The sequence below is a fragment of the Streptomyces sp. NPDC001880 genome (genome assembly GCF_053594575.1).
Window position 1 is genome coordinate 19,217 of the sequence record NZ_JBSFET010000045.1, and the last position, 19,032, is coordinate 38,248.

General features: G+C 68.2%; 16 protein-coding genes and 3 pseudogenes. 10 read left to right on the forward strand and 9 right to left on the reverse strand.

Features of this window, described 5'->3' with window-relative positions; genetic code table 11:
- Positions 1-1,027: 1,027 nt before the first annotated feature.
- Positions 1,028-2,572: an FMN-binding glutamate synthase family protein gene (locus ACWCQ6_RS22900; protein WP_451091948.1), complete on the reverse strand. Its 1,545-nt coding sequence runs from the start codon at positions 2,570-2,572 to the stop codon at positions 1,028-1,030.
- 1,139 nt (positions 2,573-3,711) lie between these two features.
- On the opposite strand from ACWCQ6_RS22900, the gene ACWCQ6_RS22905 reads away from it, so the two are divergent.
- On the forward strand, positions 3,712-4,110 hold the full coding sequence (locus ACWCQ6_RS22905) for a hypothetical protein (RefSeq protein WP_451091950.1): 399 nt from the start codon (positions 3,712-3,714) through the stop codon (positions 4,108-4,110).
- A 574-nt stretch (positions 4,111-4,684) separates the two neighbouring features.
- On the opposite strand, the gene ACWCQ6_RS22910 is transcribed toward ACWCQ6_RS22905, so the two are convergent.
- Together ACWCQ6_RS22910 and ACWCQ6_RS22915 are read right to left on the reverse strand one after the other, a co-directional pair.
- A complete protein-coding gene (locus ACWCQ6_RS22910) occupies positions 4,685-5,107 on the reverse strand; it encodes a hypothetical protein (RefSeq protein ID WP_451091952.1) in 423 nt (140 codons plus the stop codon).
- Positions 5,104-5,538, reverse strand: coding sequence for a MarR family winged helix-turn-helix transcriptional regulator (locus ACWCQ6_RS22915; protein ID WP_451091954.1), 435 nt, complete (start codon positions 5,536-5,538; stop codon positions 5,104-5,106). Before ACWCQ6_RS22915 ends, ACWCQ6_RS22910 begins: the two co-directional genes overlap by 4 nt.
- Between ACWCQ6_RS22915 and ACWCQ6_RS22920 the strand changes: the two genes are divergently transcribed.
- The gene (locus ACWCQ6_RS22920) at positions 5,537-5,959 is read left to right on the forward strand and encodes a hypothetical protein (protein WP_451091956.1); all 423 of its coding nucleotides are present in this window, start codon (positions 5,537-5,539) and stop codon (positions 5,957-5,959) included. The two genes, ACWCQ6_RS22915 and ACWCQ6_RS22920, sit on opposite strands and share 2 nt — an antisense overlap.
- A 245-nt stretch (positions 5,960-6,204) precedes the next feature.
- Here the strand turns inward: ACWCQ6_RS22920 and ACWCQ6_RS22925 are convergent.
- Positions 6,205-6,395, reverse strand: a pseudogene (locus ACWCQ6_RS22925) (cation transporter); the annotation flags it as partial.
- A gap of 176 nt (positions 6,396-6,571) precedes the next feature.
- The gene (locus ACWCQ6_RS22930; RefSeq protein ID WP_451091958.1) at positions 6,572-7,849 is read right to left on the reverse strand and encodes an MFS transporter; all 1,278 of its coding nucleotides are present in this window, start codon (positions 7,847-7,849) and stop codon (positions 6,572-6,574) included.
- 500 nt (positions 7,850-8,349) lie between these two features.
- Here ACWCQ6_RS22930 and ACWCQ6_RS22935 point away from each other — a divergent pair, with 500 nt between their 5' ends.
- The 4 genes and pseudogenes from ACWCQ6_RS22935 to ACWCQ6_RS22950 all read left to right on the forward strand — a co-directional run.
- The gene (locus ACWCQ6_RS22935; protein WP_451091960.1) at positions 8,350-9,741 is read left to right on the forward strand and encodes an MBL fold metallo-hydrolase; all 1,392 of its coding nucleotides are present in this window, start codon (positions 8,350-8,352) and stop codon (positions 9,739-9,741) included.
- A 65-nt stretch (positions 9,742-9,806) separates the two neighbouring features.
- Positions 9,807-10,421 (forward strand): rhodanese-like domain-containing protein, encoded by a 615-nt coding sequence (locus ACWCQ6_RS22940; protein ID WP_451091962.1) that lies wholly within the window; start codon positions 9,807-9,809, stop codon positions 10,419-10,421.
- A gap of 558 nt (positions 10,422-10,979) precedes the next feature.
- Entirely contained in the window at positions 10,980-11,246 is a 267-nt protein-coding gene (locus ACWCQ6_RS22945) for a hypothetical protein (RefSeq protein WP_451091964.1), read from the forward strand.
- A gap of 61 nt (positions 11,247-11,307) precedes the next feature.
- A pseudogene (locus ACWCQ6_RS22950) lies at positions 11,308-12,249 on the forward strand (alpha/beta fold hydrolase); the annotation flags it as partial.
- Here ACWCQ6_RS22950 and ACWCQ6_RS22955 read toward each other — a convergent pair.
- The gene (locus ACWCQ6_RS22955; RefSeq protein WP_451091966.1) at positions 12,201-13,325 is read right to left on the reverse strand and encodes an SMI1/KNR4 family protein; all 1,125 of its coding nucleotides are present in this window, start codon (positions 13,323-13,325) and stop codon (positions 12,201-12,203) included. The pseudogene ACWCQ6_RS22950 and the gene ACWCQ6_RS22955 sit on opposite strands and share 49 nt — an antisense overlap.
- A gap of 166 nt (positions 13,326-13,491) precedes the next feature.
- Here ACWCQ6_RS22955 and ACWCQ6_RS22960 point away from each other — a divergent pair, with 166 nt between their 5' ends.
- Complete coding sequence (locus ACWCQ6_RS22960) at positions 13,492-13,758, forward strand: hypothetical protein (RefSeq protein ID WP_451091968.1); 267 nt, start codon at positions 13,492-13,494, stop codon at positions 13,756-13,758.
- 977 nt (positions 13,759-14,735) lie between these two features.
- On the opposite strand, the gene ACWCQ6_RS22965 is transcribed toward ACWCQ6_RS22960, so the two are convergent.
- Together ACWCQ6_RS22965 and ACWCQ6_RS22970 are read right to left on the reverse strand one after the other, a co-directional pair.
- The gene (locus ACWCQ6_RS22965; protein WP_451091970.1) at positions 14,736-15,008 is read right to left on the reverse strand and encodes a DUF6225 family protein; all 273 of its coding nucleotides are present in this window, start codon (positions 15,006-15,008) and stop codon (positions 14,736-14,738) included.
- A gap of 158 nt (positions 15,009-15,166) precedes the next feature.
- Complete coding sequence (locus ACWCQ6_RS22970; RefSeq protein ID WP_451091972.1) at positions 15,167-15,595, reverse strand: DUF6083 domain-containing protein; 429 nt, start codon at positions 15,593-15,595, stop codon at positions 15,167-15,169.
- A gap of 508 nt (positions 15,596-16,103) precedes the next feature.
- Here ACWCQ6_RS22970 and ACWCQ6_RS22975 point away from each other — a divergent pair.
- From ACWCQ6_RS22975 to ACWCQ6_RS22985, 3 genes and pseudogenes are all read left to right on the forward strand, one after another.
- Positions 16,104-16,214, forward strand: a pseudogene (locus tag ACWCQ6_RS22975) (DUF5959 family protein); the annotation flags it as partial.
- 158 nt (positions 16,215-16,372) lie between these two features.
- The gene (locus ACWCQ6_RS22980) at positions 16,373-16,648 is read left to right on the forward strand and encodes a hypothetical protein (protein ID WP_451091992.1); all 276 of its coding nucleotides are present in this window, start codon (positions 16,373-16,375) and stop codon (positions 16,646-16,648) included.
- Positions 16,645-17,205, forward strand: coding sequence for a cysteine hydrolase family protein (locus ACWCQ6_RS22985; RefSeq protein ID WP_451091974.1), 561 nt, complete (start codon positions 16,645-16,647; stop codon positions 17,203-17,205). The genes ACWCQ6_RS22980 and ACWCQ6_RS22985 overlap by 4 nt, the downstream gene beginning before the upstream one ends.
- Positions 17,206-17,955: 750 nt before the next feature.
- Here ACWCQ6_RS22985 and gap read toward each other — a convergent pair.
- Positions 17,956-18,954 carry a type I glyceraldehyde-3-phosphate dehydrogenase gene (gene gap, locus ACWCQ6_RS22990; RefSeq protein ID WP_451091976.1) on the reverse strand — a complete coding sequence of 333 codons (999 nt, stop codon included), beginning with the start codon at positions 18,952-18,954 and terminating at the stop codon, positions 17,956-17,958.
- Between the last annotated feature and the right edge of the window lie 78 nt (positions 18,955-19,032).

The window sequence follows — 19,032 nt, forward strand, 5'->3', positions numbered from 1 at the left end:
GAGCGCGGCAGCCGCTCGGCCACCGCCTTCTGCGGACGTCCAGCCGCCGCGGTCCCAGTCCCACCTGGATGATCCATGCGATCAGGGTGCGGAATCCAGAGAGGAACTTGGGCATGGTGCGCAGGTCCATCGCTTCGCGTCCCAGATCGACTCCGATGTCCAGCAACGCGAGACTCTGAGGGTTCAGCACCGCCATCAGCAGTTCCCGGATGCGCAGGCCCCAGTCGCCGGGGACCGGCTTGAAGACGGCGACCCAGCGGGCCGGGGCCACGTTCGCGGGATCGTCGCGCAGCGTGCCGGGACCGAGTTTCCCCTCTGCCACTGTGGACGGTATGCCGCACATGGCGAACCTGGTCCAGGAGCAACGTGGCGCGTGGAGGAAGCCGTTCACCATCGGTGCGCGGCCTCTGTCCCCAGGTCCGTGCCCCGCGCATCGCTCGTGAGGCCGCCGCGATCAGCGAGGCGGCCCGTGCGTGAGGGGTCGACATGCCCGGGACCGCCGTCGCTTCGCCGCTCGCCGCGATGGCCCCAGACGCGGTGACAGGTGCCTTCAACTACCTCCGGGCAGTGGAGGCCGGGGGCATCGACACCGCCGCCGGGTTCGTCGCCGCCGAGCCGCGGATGCCGGTGCTGCTCCTGGACGTCGCGAAGCGCATCGTCATCCCGGTCACCGGCCTGCCCGACCGGTACCAGGAAGAGGCGCCGTGCGACGAGTCGTTCGCTCTGTTCGAACCGGGGAATCTGCTTCCTGGGTACCTTGCGGTCCTGACACGTGCAGGTCGACGCCGGTGCGGCCGCAGGCGTCGACCTCACGGTCATCCGCTTCACCGCGCAGATCCCCACCGAACCGAGGACCGCGAGAGCGGGATGTGCGAGACGCCCGCGAGCACGTCATGGCGGGACGCCACGGGCTTTCGCCATGCCCGTCCCACCTGCCCGGGTCAACGGACCGTGGTTCGCGGTCGGCCCGGCCGACCGCCCCGTACCGACCGACCTCACAGATCGGGCACCGGCAACTCGTCACGCGTCAGCCGGCAGGCTTCCGGAGAGGGGTCGGTTCGGTGGTGAGCAGTGCGGTGATCTCCTGGGCGAGCTCCGGGCCGAGTTCGCCCCAGCCGTCCTTGTAGCCGTAGACGCTCGCCAGGGTGCGGGCGTCGTAGTCGCCGTTCATGATCTCGATGTCGGTGGTGGTGATGAGTGCCGGGTGGGCGACGCCGACAGCTCCCGAGACCTTCAGCAGCTCCTTGCGCAGGGTGCGCAGGTAGACAGCGGCCCGGGTGGCCTTCGAGGGCGCATCGATGCCGCGCACCAGCCACGGGTCCTGGGTGGCGATGCCGGTGGGGCACTTGTCGGTGTGGCATTTCTGCGCCTGGATGCAGCCGATGGACAGCATCGCCTCGCGGGCGACGTTGACCATGTCGACACCCAGAGCGAAGGCGACCGCGGCGTTCTCGGGCAGGCCGAGCTTGCCGGAGCCGATGAAGGTGAGGTCGTCGGTCAGACCCCGCTCGGCGAACGTGCTGTAGACGCGGGAGAAGCCCATCCGGAACGGCAGCGACACCGAGTCGGTGAAAATCAGGGGGGCCGCCCCGGTGCCGCCCTCGCCTCCGTCGATGGTCACGAAGTCGACCCCGCGATCACCAGGCGCCATCAGCGTGGCCAGCTCCTGCCAGAAGCTCATCTCCCCCACAGCGCTCTTGATCCCGACCGGCAGACCGGTCTCGGCAGCGAGCAGCTCCACGAAGTCGAGCAGCGAGTCGACGTCATGGAAAGCGGAGTGCCGAGAGGGGGAAGCGCAGTCCTCGCCGACCGGGATGCCGCGGATCCCGGCGATCTCGGGGGTCACCTTCGCACCCGGCAGCATCCCGCCGAGCCCCGGCTTGGCGCCCTGGGAGAGCTTGATCTCTATCGCCTTGACCGGGGCTCCTGCGACCACGTCCTTGAGCTTGTCGAGGTTGAAGGTGCCGTCCTCGTTGCGGCAGCCGAAATACGATGTCCCGATCTGGAGGACGAGGTCCCCGCCGTTTCGGTGGTACTGCGAGAGGCCGCCCTCGCCCGTGTTCTGCATCGCGCCGGCCAGCGCCGCGCCCTTGTTGAGCGCCGTGACGGCCGCGCCGGACAGCGATCCGAAACTCATCGCCGAGACGTTCACGACGCTCGCCGGGCGGAACGCCTTGGCGCGCCCGCGCGGGCCGCCCAGCACCTTGGCCGAGGGCAGCGGGGCCTGCGGGTCGTGCAGACCGGGCAGCGCGCCGGCGAATGTCCGCTGCTTCACGTACGCGTGCCCCTGCACGTGCTCGACGTCCACGTCCGTTCCGAACCCGAAGTAGTTGTTCTCCTCCTTCGCCGACGCGTAGATCCAGGTGCGCTGGTCACGGCTGAACGGGCGCTCTTCCTCGTTGGACGTCACGACGTACTGGCGCAGTTCCGGCCCGATCGTCTCCAACAGGTACCGGGCATGCCCTATCACAGGGAAATTTCTGAGCAGTGCGTGCTTCTTCTGGACGAGATCTCGGGCTGCCACCAGCGCCAATGCTGTTGCGGCGGCCGCGCCGATGCTCCGAGCACGCATAAACGTTCCTCTCCTCGACTGCTCGATACCCCACTCCATCGCTGTGCGACGGAAGCAGTGGGCGTTGGACGGCGGACACGGCCGGGCAGGCACCGGCGTCCGACGGCAAAGCACCACATAATGTTAAAGGGTCCCGCGGATGGACGAACGGGGCAGGGTGCGCGAGTCCGGCCGTGCCGCCGGCATCCTCTCCCCACGGCCGGCATCCGCTAAAGGACACCACGACCTCGCTCAGCTCCACACACCAGATGCCGTCCGGCAAGGCGTAGTGGCCCTGAATGACGCGCTGGCGGCCTGAATGAACACGCCGCTCCGGCAATTCCTCAGGCCGCCACAGCTGCCACGTCGGAGCCTCGTGAGAATCTGCTCATTACTTGGCGTACACACCAACAGTCATGAGCAGGACATCTCCTACCTCAACGACCAACCGACCATGTCGGACACAGTCCTAACGGCATGGATGATTCTCTTTCGCTCTCGCACAGCGTAGCGTTTTTACCGAAACGTCAACAATAGCATCGCGTGATTTTGCGTACGCTTTCGATCGGCTTGCGTGATGACTTCTTCGATTATCAGGAGCTGATTCAGGACGGAACCCTGAGCGGCTCGACTCCGAGGACGAACAGGTGGTGTGAAAATTGAAGCGGGCGAGGTTGGTCAGGCCGAACAGCGTAGGACACAAGAGTGAATTCTGGTATGGAAATCAGGGAATGTGAACCGGCCTGGCCCCTCGACGGGGCAGGCGCAAAAACGCTCAGCAAATCCGGTTGCTCCTTGTTGCCGGCCCGGTCACGCTGAGAAAACCTTCGGCAGGCCGACAGGTCATCGGACCTCGTTTCACTCCCGCTTCCATCTCGGAGATATTCATACCCGTTCAGGAAAGCCCGGCGGAGGCTTTCGATCTCGACGTCCATGACGTCGTGGAATCGGCCGAAGAATCGTTCACCGACTTCCCCGCCACATGGTGAACGTCCAGCCAGAAGTGCACCGGAGACTGCTGCGCGATCTTCAACTGCCGACATCGACAGCATCCACCCGACATGGTGAATGGTTCTCCTTCCGGTCGAGGCCGGAAGGGGAACTGCGGGCGAAACATCGGAGAGCGCTCACGAATACAATCAGAAAGCCGAGAAATCCGCGTGCCCGATAATCCCTTGTGCTCATGCACCGAATTTACCCTGCTACGCATTCCCACGCTCCCCAAGCAACGTTCCCATGCAACCTTTCCTGGGCAGCGCCCGTGCCCGCTACCGCGACGCCCCCTGCTCATCGTCGACGAACCCACCTCGGCCCTCGATCCCAAAACCGAAATCGAGGCATTCCGGGCCCTGCGCTCCCTCGCCGACCAGGGCACCACCGTGCTCCTCATCACCCACCGCCTCGCCGCCACCGTCACCGCCGACCTCATTCACGTACTCGGCCACGGCCGCCTCATCGAACGCGGCAGCCACGCAAGCCTCATCACCATCCAGCACGGCCACTACCGCGCTCTCTACGAGACCCAGGCCGCCCAGTACGCCACCGAGGCAAGTGCATGACCAGTCAGCGGGAGTGTCGCGAAATGGCGCACCAGTGCGGATTCGTGATCCATCCGACAGGTTCGTCCCTGGGCTGCCATCGGTAGTGGCTGCGGGCTGTTGCCTGGTGACGCCGGCACAGGTGGACCAGTGCAGAAGTCTGGCCGCGGTCACGGCAGGTGGGCTCAAGACGGTCGCGAGTAGGTGGCGTATGGCCGATACGGTCAACGTGACGGCCGAGTCTTCGTCCAAGTGCCGGTCACGCACCCACCGCCTGCCCACACCGTGCCCCGGTAGCCGCGTCGGGTCGAACGGCGGGCTGGACGAACAGCCCGACGCGAAACGCAGACAGGCTCGTAGCGGCCTACCACACACGCGAAACGCTGTCGGTCGCAGCAGCGCGGCGGTGCGCGTCTCGTGCAGCCGCCCCTCCTGCTCCGAACAGCGTCCGCGCTGGCCGGGAAGCCCGCTATGACTGCGCGGGAAGGCTCCCGTTTCTCCGCGCAGGGGGCGGGAGCCGTGGTTGTTCTGTTCAGCTGTAGGCCCTGGGCAGGAAGTTCCGGCAGGTGTCGCGTCGGATTCTGCCGGTCGCGTCCTACCAGGGGAACGGGGCAAGGTCAGGCTCGACCCAGCCGCTCTTCGCCTGCGGGCCGGCCAGCGTCGCCGGGCGGTAGTAGCGGGTCAGCAGACGCTTGTCGAGCAGCGAGGGGTAGCGGTCGGTGAACGCGGTGAAATCGCCCTCACCGAGTTCGGCCGCGTGGTGCCCGACCAGCTCCACCCAGGCACGGCTGACGGTCGCATGATATTTCTGGGGCGCGCCCGCATAGCGGGCGGTGCGCTGGATGCCATCGCTGACCAGGCCGACCGCTTCAGGCACACCACACCGTTGCACTGCCAGCCATGTCAGGTGCACATGTTCCCGGTGGCCGAACCGCTCGGCGCTCGCCATCACTTCGGCCATCAACGCTTCGAAGACGGGCGCATCGTCGGCCTGCGCTCCCGACTGGCGCAGGGTCATGAGGACACCTCCGTCAGGGCTTGCAGAGCGGTACGAAGGGTGGCGACAGCGTCGGCGGGCAGGTCGCCGAGCGCGCGGTGCTCCAACTCGGTGACGGTATGTCGGATCGTGGCGGCGGCCACGCGTCCGGAGGAAGTGAGCTCGATGAGAACTGCCCGGCGGTCTCCTGCGCGACTGCCTCGGGTGATGTGTCCGCGTCGTTCCAGACGGTCCAGCACGCTGGTCAGCGTCGTGGGACGAGTTCCCACGGCCGCGCCCAGTTCGGACACGGTTCGCCCGCGGCCGTCGGCAAGGTTGGCCAGAGCATTGATCTCGGAGGCGGTCAGGTCCAGGTCGACGAGCTCTGCGGCGAGCACCTGCAAGGTGGCGTGGGTAGCGCGCTGGAGCGCCAACAGGGCAGACCATTCGGATGACACGGATTCGGACTTCATGATTTCGAACTATACGATTTCGTATGACCTGTCGCAAGTCCAGATCCTCACCCCGGCGCTCTCCGGCAAATCTGCTGAATATGACCAGCCCGGTCTTGGTTCGGCCGACAGTTCAGCGTCGCGGAAGGGACATCACCGCGGCTGGAGGGCTGTTGTTCCCGTCGTCCGCGGGCGTGGCCGTACTGTCGGTGAACGTGAGCGACAAGGCAATACACGTCGAGGTGCTCAGTACGGCAAGCGAGGCAGCGTGTCCGAAGCGTGGAAGCCTTTCAGGCCGGATACGCAGTTCCTGCCTGCGGTTCCCCAACGATATGCCGAGAGCGGGTCGACGGGTTGTTCGGTGCTTGTGGTCCGCAGGCTCATCTGTGTGGATGCTGCGCGCAGACCGGAGCCGTTCGTCGAGCAGATGCCGGGGCGCTGACCAGGCGATACAGCCGGTGGACTTGCCACCTGTGACCGGACGGTTGGCGAAAAGCCCGGGACAAGCCAACCGGATCAAGATGCTCAAGCGCCAGATGTGCGGCCGCGCCGGGTTCCATCTCCTACGAAAGCGCACCCTCCTCCACATGAGACCATGCACATGCCAGACCGGCGCCGCTATGGCCTCCGCCTGTGCCCCAGAACTGCAGGCAGACCGAGAAGCCGGGGCCGGACGCGCTACCTCACGACTGCGACTGCGGAGGAGACCTCGATGGCGGAATCAAGGCCGAACCCGATCAGCGCGGCGGAGCAGGCGAAGGTGCCTGCGGTGATGGCGACGATCACCTCGATGACGACGTAGGTGACGGTCGCGGCGACCAACAGTCGGATCCAGCAGGTGAGCACCCCTCGGCGGCCGGGGACGGGCCGAGGGACATCGCGGTCGTCGGCAGCACCCATTCCCGTCGATCTCGGTGCACGTGCGGTCGGCGGCGACCTCGCTCGGCGACCGCGACGTCCACGAGTCGGTGACCGATAAAGAGGGCGGGCCAGCATCCTGGCCGGTGTCGGCGCGTATGGGATGGACTCTGTCGGACGTCGTAGAGGGCGGCTGTCAGGTCTTCGCGTGGTCGGTGATCCAGCGGGCGGCGAGGAGGCCAGAGGCGGCCGTGAGGACGGCGGCGGCGATGACGGTGGCGTGGAGGCCGAGGGTGTCGGCGAGGATGCCGGCGACGAGGGCTCCGGCGGCGTAGCCGATGTCGCGCCAGAAGCGGTAGGTGCCCAGGGCGTTGGTGCGCCAAGCGGGGTGGGCGTGGTCGGAGACGGAGGCGATGAGGGCCGGGTAGACCATGGCGGTGCCCAGGCCGAGCGCGACGGCTGACAGGATCCCGGCGAGCAGGGGCCGGTCGAGCAGGGTGAGGGCCGGGACGAAGCCGACGGCCTGGACGAGCATGCCCGTGACGATCAGGGGTTTACGGCCTGTGCGGTCTGCGAGATGGCCGGTGAGGATCTGGCCGACGCCCCACAGGATCGGGTAAAGACCCTTGATGAGGCCGACGGCGGCGATCCCGAGGCCGTAATCGGTGAACAGCAGGGGGAAGACGCCCCACGTGAGGCCATCGTTGAGGTTGTTGACCAGTCCGGCTTGACTGGCGCCGCGCAAGGAACGGTCGCGCCAGGAGGTCCGCGCGAACGCGGATGCCAGCCCGACGTTCTCTCCGGTGGGCAGGGGCTCCGTGTGTCGGGCGAGTTCGAGTGCGACATGCGCGGCGGTGTCCCGTACCAGGAGGGCCAGAGCGAGACCGGCGACGACGAAGACGACGCCGATGAGTTCCGGAATGGGGCGCAGGCCGTAGGAGGTGGCAAGGTAGCCGGTGAGCAGGGCGGCAGCGCCAACAGCGGTGTAGCCTGCGGCCTCGTTCAGACCAGTGGCCAGACCCCTGCGGTTCGGGCCGACGAGGTCGATCTTCATGTTGACGGTCATCGACCAGGTCAGGCCCTGATTGAGGCCGAGCAGGACGTTCGCGGCGACGATCCATCCCCAGGACGGCGCCCAGGCGAGGACGAAGGGTACGGGGACGCCGATCAGCCAGCCGGCGATGAGGAGTTGCTTCCGGCGGAAGCGTGCCGTCAAGGCGCCGGCGGCCAGGTTCGTCAGCGCCTTGGTGAGGCCGAAGGCGATGATGAAGGAGAACACGGCCAGGTCGCTGGTCAGACCGAAGATGTCGGTACCGATGAGCGGCACGGTGGTTCGTTCCAGGCCCACCAGCCCGCCTACGGCGATGTTGACGGCTACGAGCAGGGAGAACTGAAGCCAGTTCTCCCGCAGGCCGAGGCGGACCGGACGCCCGGAGGCGTCGGACGGCGCAGTGAGTGCAGGCGTGGCGTTCACAAGCTGATCTCCTCCGGGCACGTGCGGAGTGGCGGAAGGCGCACCGCCGGACCCGGGCTACGCCGATGCGCGTGTACGGGCAAACCCGCCGTGCGCGTAGGGCGAGGCGTCACTCGCCGAGCCAGCGCGCCATTCTCGATGGCCCCCATCCAGCCGGAGGCACGTACGCGCAGTTCAGAATACCCCCTTGGGTATTGATCCTCGAGCACCTCGGCACGCAACCCACTGTGATCCTGAATACCTAGGGGGGTATTTGACTTCCCTGGGGTACCGGCTTACGGTCGAGTGCATAGATACCTGGGGGGGTATTGAAGCAAGGGATACCTCGATGCGTGAAGCAGGTCCGGACATCTTCGCGGCCGAGCTCGCCCATGGCACGGCCGTCATCGACTCCGCGAATGCGACGAGTATGCAAAGGCTCCATCCCCCCAGCACCCCGCACCCCGCACCCCGCACCCCGCACCCAACGTCGGGTGCGCGTTCTTCATGAAAGGATTGCCGTGTTCTTCACCCAGTACTACCTCGACTGCCTCTCCCACGCGTCGTACATGATCGCCGACGAGCGCACGGGCCAGGCGGTGGTCGTCGACCCGCGCCGGGACGTCTCCGAGTACCTGGCCGACGCCGCCGCGCGCGGTTTCACGGTGGTCGGCGTGATCAACACGCACTTCCACGCTGACTTCATCGCCGGCCACCTGGAGATGGCGGACGCGACCGGCGCCTGGATCGGCTACGGCCGCCGGGCCGAGACCGAGTACCCCATCCGTGAGCTCGCCGAGGGTGAGCGGATCTCCCTCGGCGACGTCACCATGGAGATCATGGAGACGCCGGGGCACACTCCCGAGTCCATCAGCGTCCTCGTGTACGAAAACGCCGACGACACCGTGCCGTACGGCGTCCTCACCGGCGACGCGCTGTTCATCGGCGATGTCGGCCGCCCCGACCTGCTCGCCTCGATCGGCGTCACCGCCGAGGAGCTCGGCGCGATGCTGCACGACAGCGTCCAGAACAAGCTGATGGGCCTTGCCGACGAGGTCCGCGTCTTCCCCGCGCACGGCGCCGGCTCCGCCTGCGGCAAGAACCTCTCGACCGAGAAGCAGTCGACCATCGGTGAGCAGCGCACCACCAACTACGCGTGCGTGCCGATGGGTCGGGAGGAGTTCGTCGCGCTCGTCACCGCCGGCCAGTCCGCCGCGCCCGGCTACTTCGCCTACGACGCCGAGCTGAACCGCAAGGACCGCGCCCGGTACGGGGCGGCAACGGCCCCCCGACCGCTGACGCTCGCCGAGTTCACCGGGCTGCGTGCCGCCGGGGCGGTCGTCGTGGACGCACGCGACCCGCAGGAGTTCGCGGTCGGACACCTGCGCGGCGCGGTGAACGTGCCCGCCGACGGGCGGTTCGCCGAGCAGGCCGGCACCGTGCTCGACCCGGCCGACGAGTTGGTCGTCATGGCACCGCAGAACCGGGAGGAGGAGGTCGTCACCCGCCTGGCCCGGATCGGCTTCGACCGCGCCGTCGGATACCTGCGAAACCCCGAGGACGGCCTGGAGACGCTGGCGGACGAGGTCACCCCGGCGAGCCGTGTGACCGCTGCACACCTGCGCACCGCCCTCTCCGGGGACAACCCTCCCGTCGTCGTGGATGTCCGCACCTGCGGCGAACGCGAGGCGAATGGCCTCATCGGCTCCGCCCTGCACATCCCCTTGAGCGAACTGCCCGCCCGCAGCGACGAGCTGCCCGCCGACCGGCCCCTCGTCCTGCACTGCGCCGGCGGCCACCGCTCCTCCATCGCGGCCAGCCTGCTGCGCCGCCGAGGGTTCCGGGACGTCTCCGACCTCCTCGGCGGATACGCCGCCTGGGCTCTTACAGCCTCCGAGCCCGTCACTGCCTGAGCAGCATCCCCACTGTGAGGGGCCCCGCAGCCCGCCGGGCCCCTCACACCCCAACATATACCCCCATGGGTATATTCGAGCGACCTGAAACGGAACCCCCTGTGAACACAACCCCCGCCCCCGCCCTCACCCCCACCGCGCTGCACCGGCTCGTCCAGGAAGGACGGGCCCCACGCCTGCTCGACGTACGTACGCCCGGTGAGTTCCGTACGGCGCACATCCCGGGCTCGTACAACGTGCCCATGAGCATCCTGCGCGAGCACCGGGCCGAGCTCGTGGCCCACCTCGACGAGGACGTCGTGCTCGTCTGCCGCTCCGGGGCCCGTGCCGCCCAGGCCGAGAAGGCCCTGGCCGACGCCGGCCTGCCGAACCTCCGCGTCCTGGAGGGCGGCATCGTCGCCTGGGAGACGGCCGGCGCACCCGTGAACCGGGGGCCCGAACGGTGGGACATGGAGCGCCAGGTCCGGCTCGTGGCCGGCTCGATCGTCCTGACCACCGGCCTCGTCGGCGTGTTCGTGCCCGGCGTACACCTGATCGGCACGGCGATCGGCGCCGGCCTGACGTACGCGGCCGTCAGCAATTCCTGTGCCATGGGCGTCCTGCTCTCCAAGCTGCCGTACAACCGCGGGCCGCGCCCCGACATCCGCAGGGTGATCGCAGACCTGCGGAGCCCCCGGTAACCGCCCTGGTCGTCGCTTCCTTCCTCCTCATCGGCCTCAGCTGCGGCGTGCTCGGGGCGGCGGGTTTCTCGCCGTCCCGGCCCTCGCCATACTCGGCGGGCCGCTGTCTCCGGGCACTGGACCGGGTCGGATTCAAGATCGTGGCCAGCGGGATGTGGCAGTCCCTCGCCGAAGACCCCCAACGAAGACCCCCATGCCCGGCCCATGCCGCAGGAGCAGCTGGAGAAGCTCTTCCTCGCCCTCGCCTGACCCGCGTGGGGAAGTACCCGCCGCCAATGACCGCCTTCCGCCGGACACCGCCCCAGCTCGCTCGTACGGATGCCGTGCGCGACACCGGCGAACCCGGCCGGGCGATCGCCACGTCCGAGTCGGCATGAAGACCGGCACCCGACGCACCGGCGAACCCAGCCCCGTGGCTCCATTGCCGGGTATCGCCCTCGTCCGACACCTGACCCCATACGGATCACTCCCCTTGTGTGGCCCACGCACATCCCGCCCCCGACCGCCCCTTCCCTAGCGTGTGCGTCGCATCGGCATCGTGGCCGGGGAGGCAGGGAGATGCGAAACGGACGGGGCACTGGGCGTCGGTGGCGGCTGCTGCCCGCCCTGGTCCCGGCAGGGGTGGCAGGGCTGCCGGCCGCCGGCGGAAACGCCGTGACCGCCGAGCCACCCGCGTATCTCACCCTTGAGGCGAGCCACGGAGTCGGCACCGTCGCCAACGGCTGGGAGCGTGTCGACCACTATCTCGACACAACCAGCGGATTTCGCGCCGAGGGCTACCCCTCGGACGGCCGAGGCGACCATCACGACCGCCAACCACCTTGAACCGGGCTGGCACAGCACGGCCACCTCCCAAGTCGCCAACCGGCTCTCTGAAGGACCCGAAATGGCCTCACTCCGCACCCGCCGTGTCTCCACCGGCCGGCTGACCGTCCAGATCCTCGACATCCGGGACGAGGGCGAGCCGGTCGTCTTCGTCCATGGCAACGTCTCCTCCTCCGTCTTCTGGCGCACCGCCCTGCTCACCCTTCCGCAGCGCTACCGCCCCATCGCCGTGGACCTGCGCGGCTTCGGCGGCACAGACCCCCTGCCGGTCGACGCGACACGCGGACTGCTCGACTACACCGACGATCTCGCCGCGCTGCTCGCCGCCCTAGAAGTCGACCGGGCACACCTGGTGGGCTGGTCCATGGGTGGAGGGGTGGTCATGCAGTATCTGCGGGACCACCCGGCCGCGGTGCGTTCACTGACGCTGGTCAGCCCCGTCTCCCCGTACGGCTTCGGCGGTACGCACGGGCCGGACGGCACCCTCAACTCCCCCGACGGAGCCGGCTCGGGCGGCGGCACGGCCAACCCCGAGTTCGTCCGGTTGCTCGCCAAGGGTGACCGCGGCGAGGAATCGCCGCTCTCGCCCCGCACCGTCCTGGCCACCTGCTACGTCAAGCCGCCGATGCGCCCCGAGCACGAGGACGAGTACGTCGAGTCCATGCTCACCACACGGACCGGTGACGATCACTACCCGGGCGACAGCTCGTCGTCCTCCGCCTGGCCGGGGATCGCGCCGGGCACCCGCGGGGTGCTCAACTGCCTTGCGCCGACGCACCTCCGCATCTGCGACCTGCACATGATCGATCCCAAACCGCCGGTGCTGTGGGTACGCGGCGAGGACGACGTCATCGTCTCCGACACCTCGATGTTCGACCTGGCACACCTGGGTGCGATCGGCGTTATGCCGGGCTGGGACGGGACCCCTGCCCAGCCGATGGTGGCACAGACCCGTCATGTCCTGGACCAGTACGCGACGGCCGGCGGCTCGGTGCGAGAGGTCGCCGTGCCCGGGGCAGGGCATTCCGTACACCTGGAACGCCCCGAGGAGTTCAGCGCGGCCCTGTTGGGGATCCTGTCTGCATAACAGTGTGCACCACGCGTCCGGGAGCCGTCCGAAGCCGACGGGCCCGGACGGGGGCGGCGCGTCCTTCCTGAGCATTCCAGTGCGCCGTGCCGCCCTTCGGTCCCGGCGCCTACAGGCATCCTCCAAGCCCGAGCCGTGGGCAGGGGTACGGAACGCGCGCCCGTGTACAGCCGGCTCCTGCCCCGCCCCCGTTCGACATCCCACTGCAACAGGCCTCCCGGGGCCGGGTACAGGCGGTACGGCTCCCATGGCCCGCCACCGTCGTCCGCGGCCGCCCGGGCCCAGAACTCGTTGAACTCGATGAGGTCGAGGCTGCCGGGCGGGCCGTTGGGAATCAGGAGGCCGAGGTAGTCGTCGAAGTCACCGTAACCGAACCGCTCGACCAGTTCCTTGTAATCTCCGGGCAACGCTGTCCCGAGCCGGGACTCGACCGTCGCCCAGTCGACAGCCTCGTCGCCCCGCTCCCGTGTCCATCCGGTGGCTGCGACGACCTGGTCCACCCAGGACGTCTGCTGCGTCAACCCATCCGACTGCTCCTTCGGTGCGGCTTTCGCCAGCGGTTGCTGCCGCGATGTTCCGACCTGCGCGTCCGGCTGCCGAGGGACCGCCTCCGCGTCCGGGTGCTGGTGTACGGCCTGCCCGGCCACCAGCACCACCGGCTTCACCACCCCGTCGTCCCGGACCCCACCGCAGCCGACCCACCAGTCGGCGTACTTCCACGCACACATCTCGACGACCTGGTCCCCGAAAGGGACGAGGAGTGGCGCTCCAGTGCGTCCGGTCACCGTCGGATCGACGTACCCGTCCATGGCCAGGTTACGCAACTGCCCGTACTGTGCTCTCAGTTGCTTGATCAGCACACTCAGGTCGATGTCCTCGTCCGCCGGCAGGCAGGCATGGTCCTCACCATGACCGGCCCGGCTGCACACCAACTTCTGGCGGTTGTGAGTCACCAGTGTGCGAACGGCAGCGAGCAGTTCCTGTTCATCCATGACCGGGCAGTCAAGCACGGGCCTCTGACACCGCGTCGCCCCGTGCGCCCTCGGGCGCACTGCAGGCGGCCACGCGATCCAGTTGGCTGGTGACGAGGCAGTGTTCCAACCCTGCGCCATTCGGATTGGAACAGCGCACTACCTCGTCCTTGTCTCAGGTGAGCCGTTGAGAATCGCTGAGATCGCGGCACTGTTCGCCCCACCCTTGCGTGCCGTACTGACCGCCGAGACACTCCAGGCGGCCTGGCTCGCCGAAACCGCGGGCACCGGCCCGGTCACCGATTTCGGTGAACCGTCGAGCGAACCCCTGCGGCCGGACCTGATCCGCGTCAGCATCCCCGTGAACTACCTGCTGGAGCAGTTCAGTGCCCTCCGCGAGTTCTACCGTCATGCATCCCGACGACATCTTCTTCTCGTGCTGTGGTGGGACTGACACAAGCCCTCCCTGTCGGGACACGGCGACGCCTGGGGAATTGCGTGAGCGTCTACACAGGGGCGCCGGCGGATGACATCCGGCAGCTGACGGGAGCAGACGGCCGGGGTGCAGCAGAGCCCGGTGCGCACGATGTGGCGGGCGCGACGCCCGGCCGCAGACTTCGGTGAGGGCATGGCCCACCGGGCCACGTGGGTGGTGGCACGCCTGGCTCGCCAGCCGGAGGAACACGGCTTCACCATGGCCCACCTGCACGACACTGTGTCGTGCAGGTGGCGCAGCAGGATTCTCCGGCCCAGCCCGCGGCCGACGCGCCGAAACGGCCGTCCGGCACCGCGCTTCCCCCCGGGCCAGCGATCGCTCCCTGCTGCTTGATGAAACGAAACAGGGTGACTCGCAGGGACACGACTGCGGTTCAAGCGTTCTGCGCTGCCGGGCTCGCGTCAGCGGGAGGGGTCGATTCCCCAGGCGGCGGCTCGGGCGGCGGCCGCGCGGTCGGGGAGGTTGCGCATGGCAGGGATGTGCTCGATGCGGGTCCCTCACGGTGCGTGGCATGATGTGCAGTCGCTCGACGATCTCTTGGCCGGCTCGGCCGACGGTCAGTTCGGCCAGCACGTGGAGCTCCTGTGGCGAGAGTCCGCCAGGCCGCCGCCCGTCCACGGAGGGGGCGGCAGCGACGGTCTCCTCGAACGTCGGGCCTACGTACGGGCTGACGGTCGCGGCGATGGCTCGGTCAGCGAAGTGAACACGGCGCGCGCCGGACCACGGCGTCCACGACTGCCTCGAGTTGGCCCTGCCCGGCATCAGCGTTCAGCGACCGGCTGTGGGTGAACATGACCGGGCCGCTACTCCCCAGTCCTTGGATCTCGACACCATCGCGGGCCTGGCAGTGGCGCATAGCTGTCGGACGTGTGAGGCGGGCCGGACCCTCACGCCTTGCCGGGCATCCACAGCACGACTGAGACCTGCGGCGGGAATCAGTCGAGTACGTTGTACTCGCCGGCCGTCCAGTCCGCGAACAGGGTCAACGCCTTTTCGGTCTCCGTGCGCTCCGGACTGGTCGAGGTGGCCGGCCACCAGTTCTCGACGTGGTGGGCGTCAACGAGGACGGATTCCCGATACCCGTCGAAGTCGCCGGGGTCTTCGGCGACACCGATGTGGATGGGCGTGTCGTCGGGCAGGTCTTTGATGGCTTCGCGGAGCTGTGCCGCGTTCCATACGTGCGGCGTGTGGTCAAAGGTGTCGGTCATGGGCACAGGATGCAGGACCGGGCTCGTAGTCCTGGTGACGACACGGCTGTCCCGCGGACCAGAGCGCTGATCCGGGGGTACAGGCGGTAGGAGTGATGGAGGCATCACCAAAGGTGCACAAACCCGGCTGCGCCACACAGCACCGGCTGACCCTTTGGTCAGCCGGTGCCGGGGAGGCCCCAGCCCTCAGGAAAGTTGAACAGGCGCTGTGCCCGCCGTTCGTTCTCCTGTCGGAGCGCGGTGGTCCAAGGCCAGGGGTCTTCGGGCTGGAGGCAGGGGCAGACCGTTCGGTGCGCGATCCGGCACTGGGTACCGGGGAGAGGTTCTGCGTCCCACAAATTCATGGCGGCTCCGTCCGAAGTGATGATCCAGCGCCTGCGCGGGGGCACGGTGTGGGCGGGGACGATGATGCGGGGTTCAAGGAGAACCCAGTGGCCTGCGTAGTGGGTGGAATAGCGTTCCTGCGGGAGGTCGCAGAACGGACAGTCGGGTGGGGCGGGCGGCCGTGGAGCGGTAGCGCCTTCAAGGAGGGCCTGGAACGCGTTGTCGGTGCTGTCCGGACCTGGTGTGCCTTCGGTGTCCCCCATACTTCTCAGGGTCCGGACGGGCCATCAGGGTGGGTAGGGCGCAATCCAGCCGTGCCCGGTGAAGGACGACGGGATCAATGTGATGTGGAGCGCCTTGTGAGGCGTACACCGGCGCAGGGGTTCCGCGGTGTCAGGCCGAACCGGCGTGCGCACGGTCATCGCTGTCTTCCGCATTGGCAATCGATTCGCAGCTCGATTCCCTCTTGGGAACCGCCGACAAAATGGGGTGGAAAGTGCCCTCCAGCCAGGCGAGGATCTCTCTGCTCGCCGACGAAAGGGCAGCTATGGGCGACGGTCCTCCGAGGGAGCTCATCTCTCTCGCCGGTGACGAGGGGAACAGTGCAAAGGTCTGTGTTCTGGGGCTTAATGCCAGGTGAGCCGCCGGACTCGACGCCGAGATCGTCGTCAGGACGCCCTTCGTGTCGGGCCGTATCGGCCTGGCGTTGTACGTTTCGAGGCTGGAACGCTGGACCGGCTCGACGCCGGTGAAGACGTGGCCTGGATGGAGATGAGCAGCGGCCCGTCCATCTTCATCCAGCTCACCGGCGAGCGTGGCTGCCCGGAGGTGGTTGTGGAGGACGAGTCCGGGTCCATGGTCACCATGCGGGTTCCGCTCGTCCCGCCGGACGACTGGATCGCCGACCACCACCGGCGTCTGCGCCATGTGATGGATCACTGGGTTCCGATGCTGTCGGAGCAGGGAGGCAAATTCACCGCCGGCCCGCGCCGCGGCCTGGCCGACATCGGTGCCGGCCCGATGCATTGGGAGCGGGGGATATGTCACTCGGCACGCTCGGCAAGCACGCGCCCGGCAAAGCGGGCCGACCAGTGCCGGTCACGGCCACCTGGAAACGCGCTCACGGGATCGCCGCCCCCGCGTATGCGATCAACGGTGCGCTGGACGCGCGCCGTTGCACCTCGCTCTGCAGGCGCCTGGCGAAACCAGTCCGCGGCGGGCACACTGCCACAGTGCCGACGGCCGCGTACTGCCCGGACGTGGCGGACCCGGCCCGCTCAAGCACGCAACTGACGTCGTTCCTGGAGACCGTATGAGCAGCGCCCTTCTCGTGATGGACGTGCAGCGAGCCGTCGTGGATATTGCCGACGACGGCTCCGGATACCTGCCGCGCCTGCGCAGGGCGATCGATGGTGCACGGACGGCAGGCATTCCTGTCATCTACGTGGTCATCGCATTACGCCCGGGGTTTCCGGAAGTCGCCCGGCACAACAGGGCGCTCACCGCCGTCGCGCGAGCCGGGCTCCATGTCGAGGGCGAACCGGGCACGGAAATCCACCCCGATGTCGCTCCCCGGCCGGGTGATGTGGTGGTCACCAAGAGGCGGGCAAGCGCCTTCGCGGGCAGCGACCTCGACGTGGTGCTCAGGGCACACGGCATCGACAGCCTCGTCCTCACCGGCATCGCCACCAGCGCCGTGGTGCTGCATACCCTGTGCCAGGCCAACGACCTGGACTTCGGCCTCACCGTCCTCTCCGACGCCTGCCTGGACACCGACGCCGAGGTTCACCGATTCCTCACCGAGAAGCTGTTCCCGCAGTGGGCGGATGTCGTCGCCGTGGACGACTGGCTCAATGCCACCACACGCCGTTAGCGGCAGACCGGGGGGAGACCGGTGTGCGGTGGCGCACCTCGGCGCGTCGCCGCTGCTTCGGGCATGACCCCGCCATGACGCTCCATCACTGGACGCAGGGTCCCTGTAGGCAGCGATGCCGCCTTCGACAGGCCGGGCGGGCAGCGGTGCCGGCCGCTTTCCATCGCCCTGTCCTCCGCGACCGGTCTGACCGGGCACTGCTCGCCGAGAATCGGCGGGGCGCGGACCTGAACAGCAACTCCGTGGTGGCAATCGCCGACCGGGTGCTGCCGGCCCTGACGCAGGCGATGGGCCTGCTCAAGAGCGCGGATGCGGTGGAGGCCGACAACTTCCGCAGCACCGTCCTGGTCACCGTCGAAACGGCCATCCGGGCCCGCAAGGGCGAGCCAGGCCCCAGCCCGACCGACTTGACCCGCAAGACCACCGAAGCCCTCGGCACCGCCGGGGCTGCCACCGTGGCAGCACGCCCGCTCGCTGAGCCCGGCGTGGCCCATCCACCTGCGTGGAAGCCAAGCCATGCAGGCACAACCTCGACACCGGGAACGGGTTGCCGGACGCCTCTCACGCGGATCCATGACGGCGGCGTGGGGTCGGGACGACCGGGCAGCGCGTCACGGCTGGGTGTGCGCACTCTGCGTACTGTGAATCAGTTGCGGAACCCTCTGGTCGGCCCGGACGGCCGACCAGAGCGTTCACAGGAGGTGCAGGGCAGCTGGGCCGCCGGAGGTGGAGTACCGCCCTGGTATGCGGTCAGCGGGTGGCGAGGAGCTCAAGCGTATCGATCACGCGGTTCGAGAATCCCCACTCGTTGTCGTACCAGGCGACCACCTTGACATGGCGCCCATCGACTCGGGTAAGGGCCGAGTCGAAGATCGACGAAGCCGGATTGCCCGTGATGTCCGATGACACGAGTGGGTCGTCCGAGTACTCGAGTACGCCGGCGAGCGGTCCCTCCGCTGCGACGCGGTAGGCAGCCAGCACCTCGTCGCGCGTCACGTCGCGGGTGACGGTTGTGTTGAGTTCGACGATCGAGCCCACCGGAACCGGAACCCGTATCGAGTCCCCCGACAGCTTGCCGTCGAGGTTCGGCAGCACGAGGCCGATCGCCTTGGCCGCGCCCGTCGTGGTCGGCACGATGTTGACAGCGGCGGCACGGGCCCGGCGGGCGTCACGGTGCGGACCGTCCTGCAGGTTCTGCTCCTGCGTGTAGGCGTGCACCGTCGTCATGAAGCCGTGCTCGATGCCGGCGAGGTCGTCGAGCACCGCGGCCAGTGGCGCGAGCGCGTTGGTCGTGCACGAGGCATTCGAAACGATGGTGTGCACGTCCGGGTCGTACGCATCCGTGTTGACCCCGAACGCGAGTGTGACGTCGGCGCCGTCCGACGGAGCGCTGACGAGCACCTTCTTCGCACCGGCGTCGAGGTGGCCGCGGGCAGCCTCGGCCGACGTGAAGCGGCCGGTCGCCTCGAGCACGATGTCCACGCCGAGCTCGGCCCACGGCAGCTGCGCCGGTTCGCGCGCGGCAAGCACCATGACGCGACGGCCGTCCACGACGAGGGCGTCCCCGTCGACGGTCACCGGGCGACCGAGTCGACCGGCCGTCGTGTCGTAGGAGAGCAGCCGCGCGAGGGTGACGGGCTCCGTGAGGTCATTGACGGCGACGACCTCGAGGTCGCTGTCGCGCTCGAGCAGTGCGCGGAACACGTTGCGTCCGATGCGGCCGAATCCGTTGATGGCGATGCGAGTCATGAATGGTGTCCCTTCGTTCGGCACCAATTTCGCGTGCTGTGTCCGTCCACGACAGCGGCTTGATCGCCACGGTTCAAA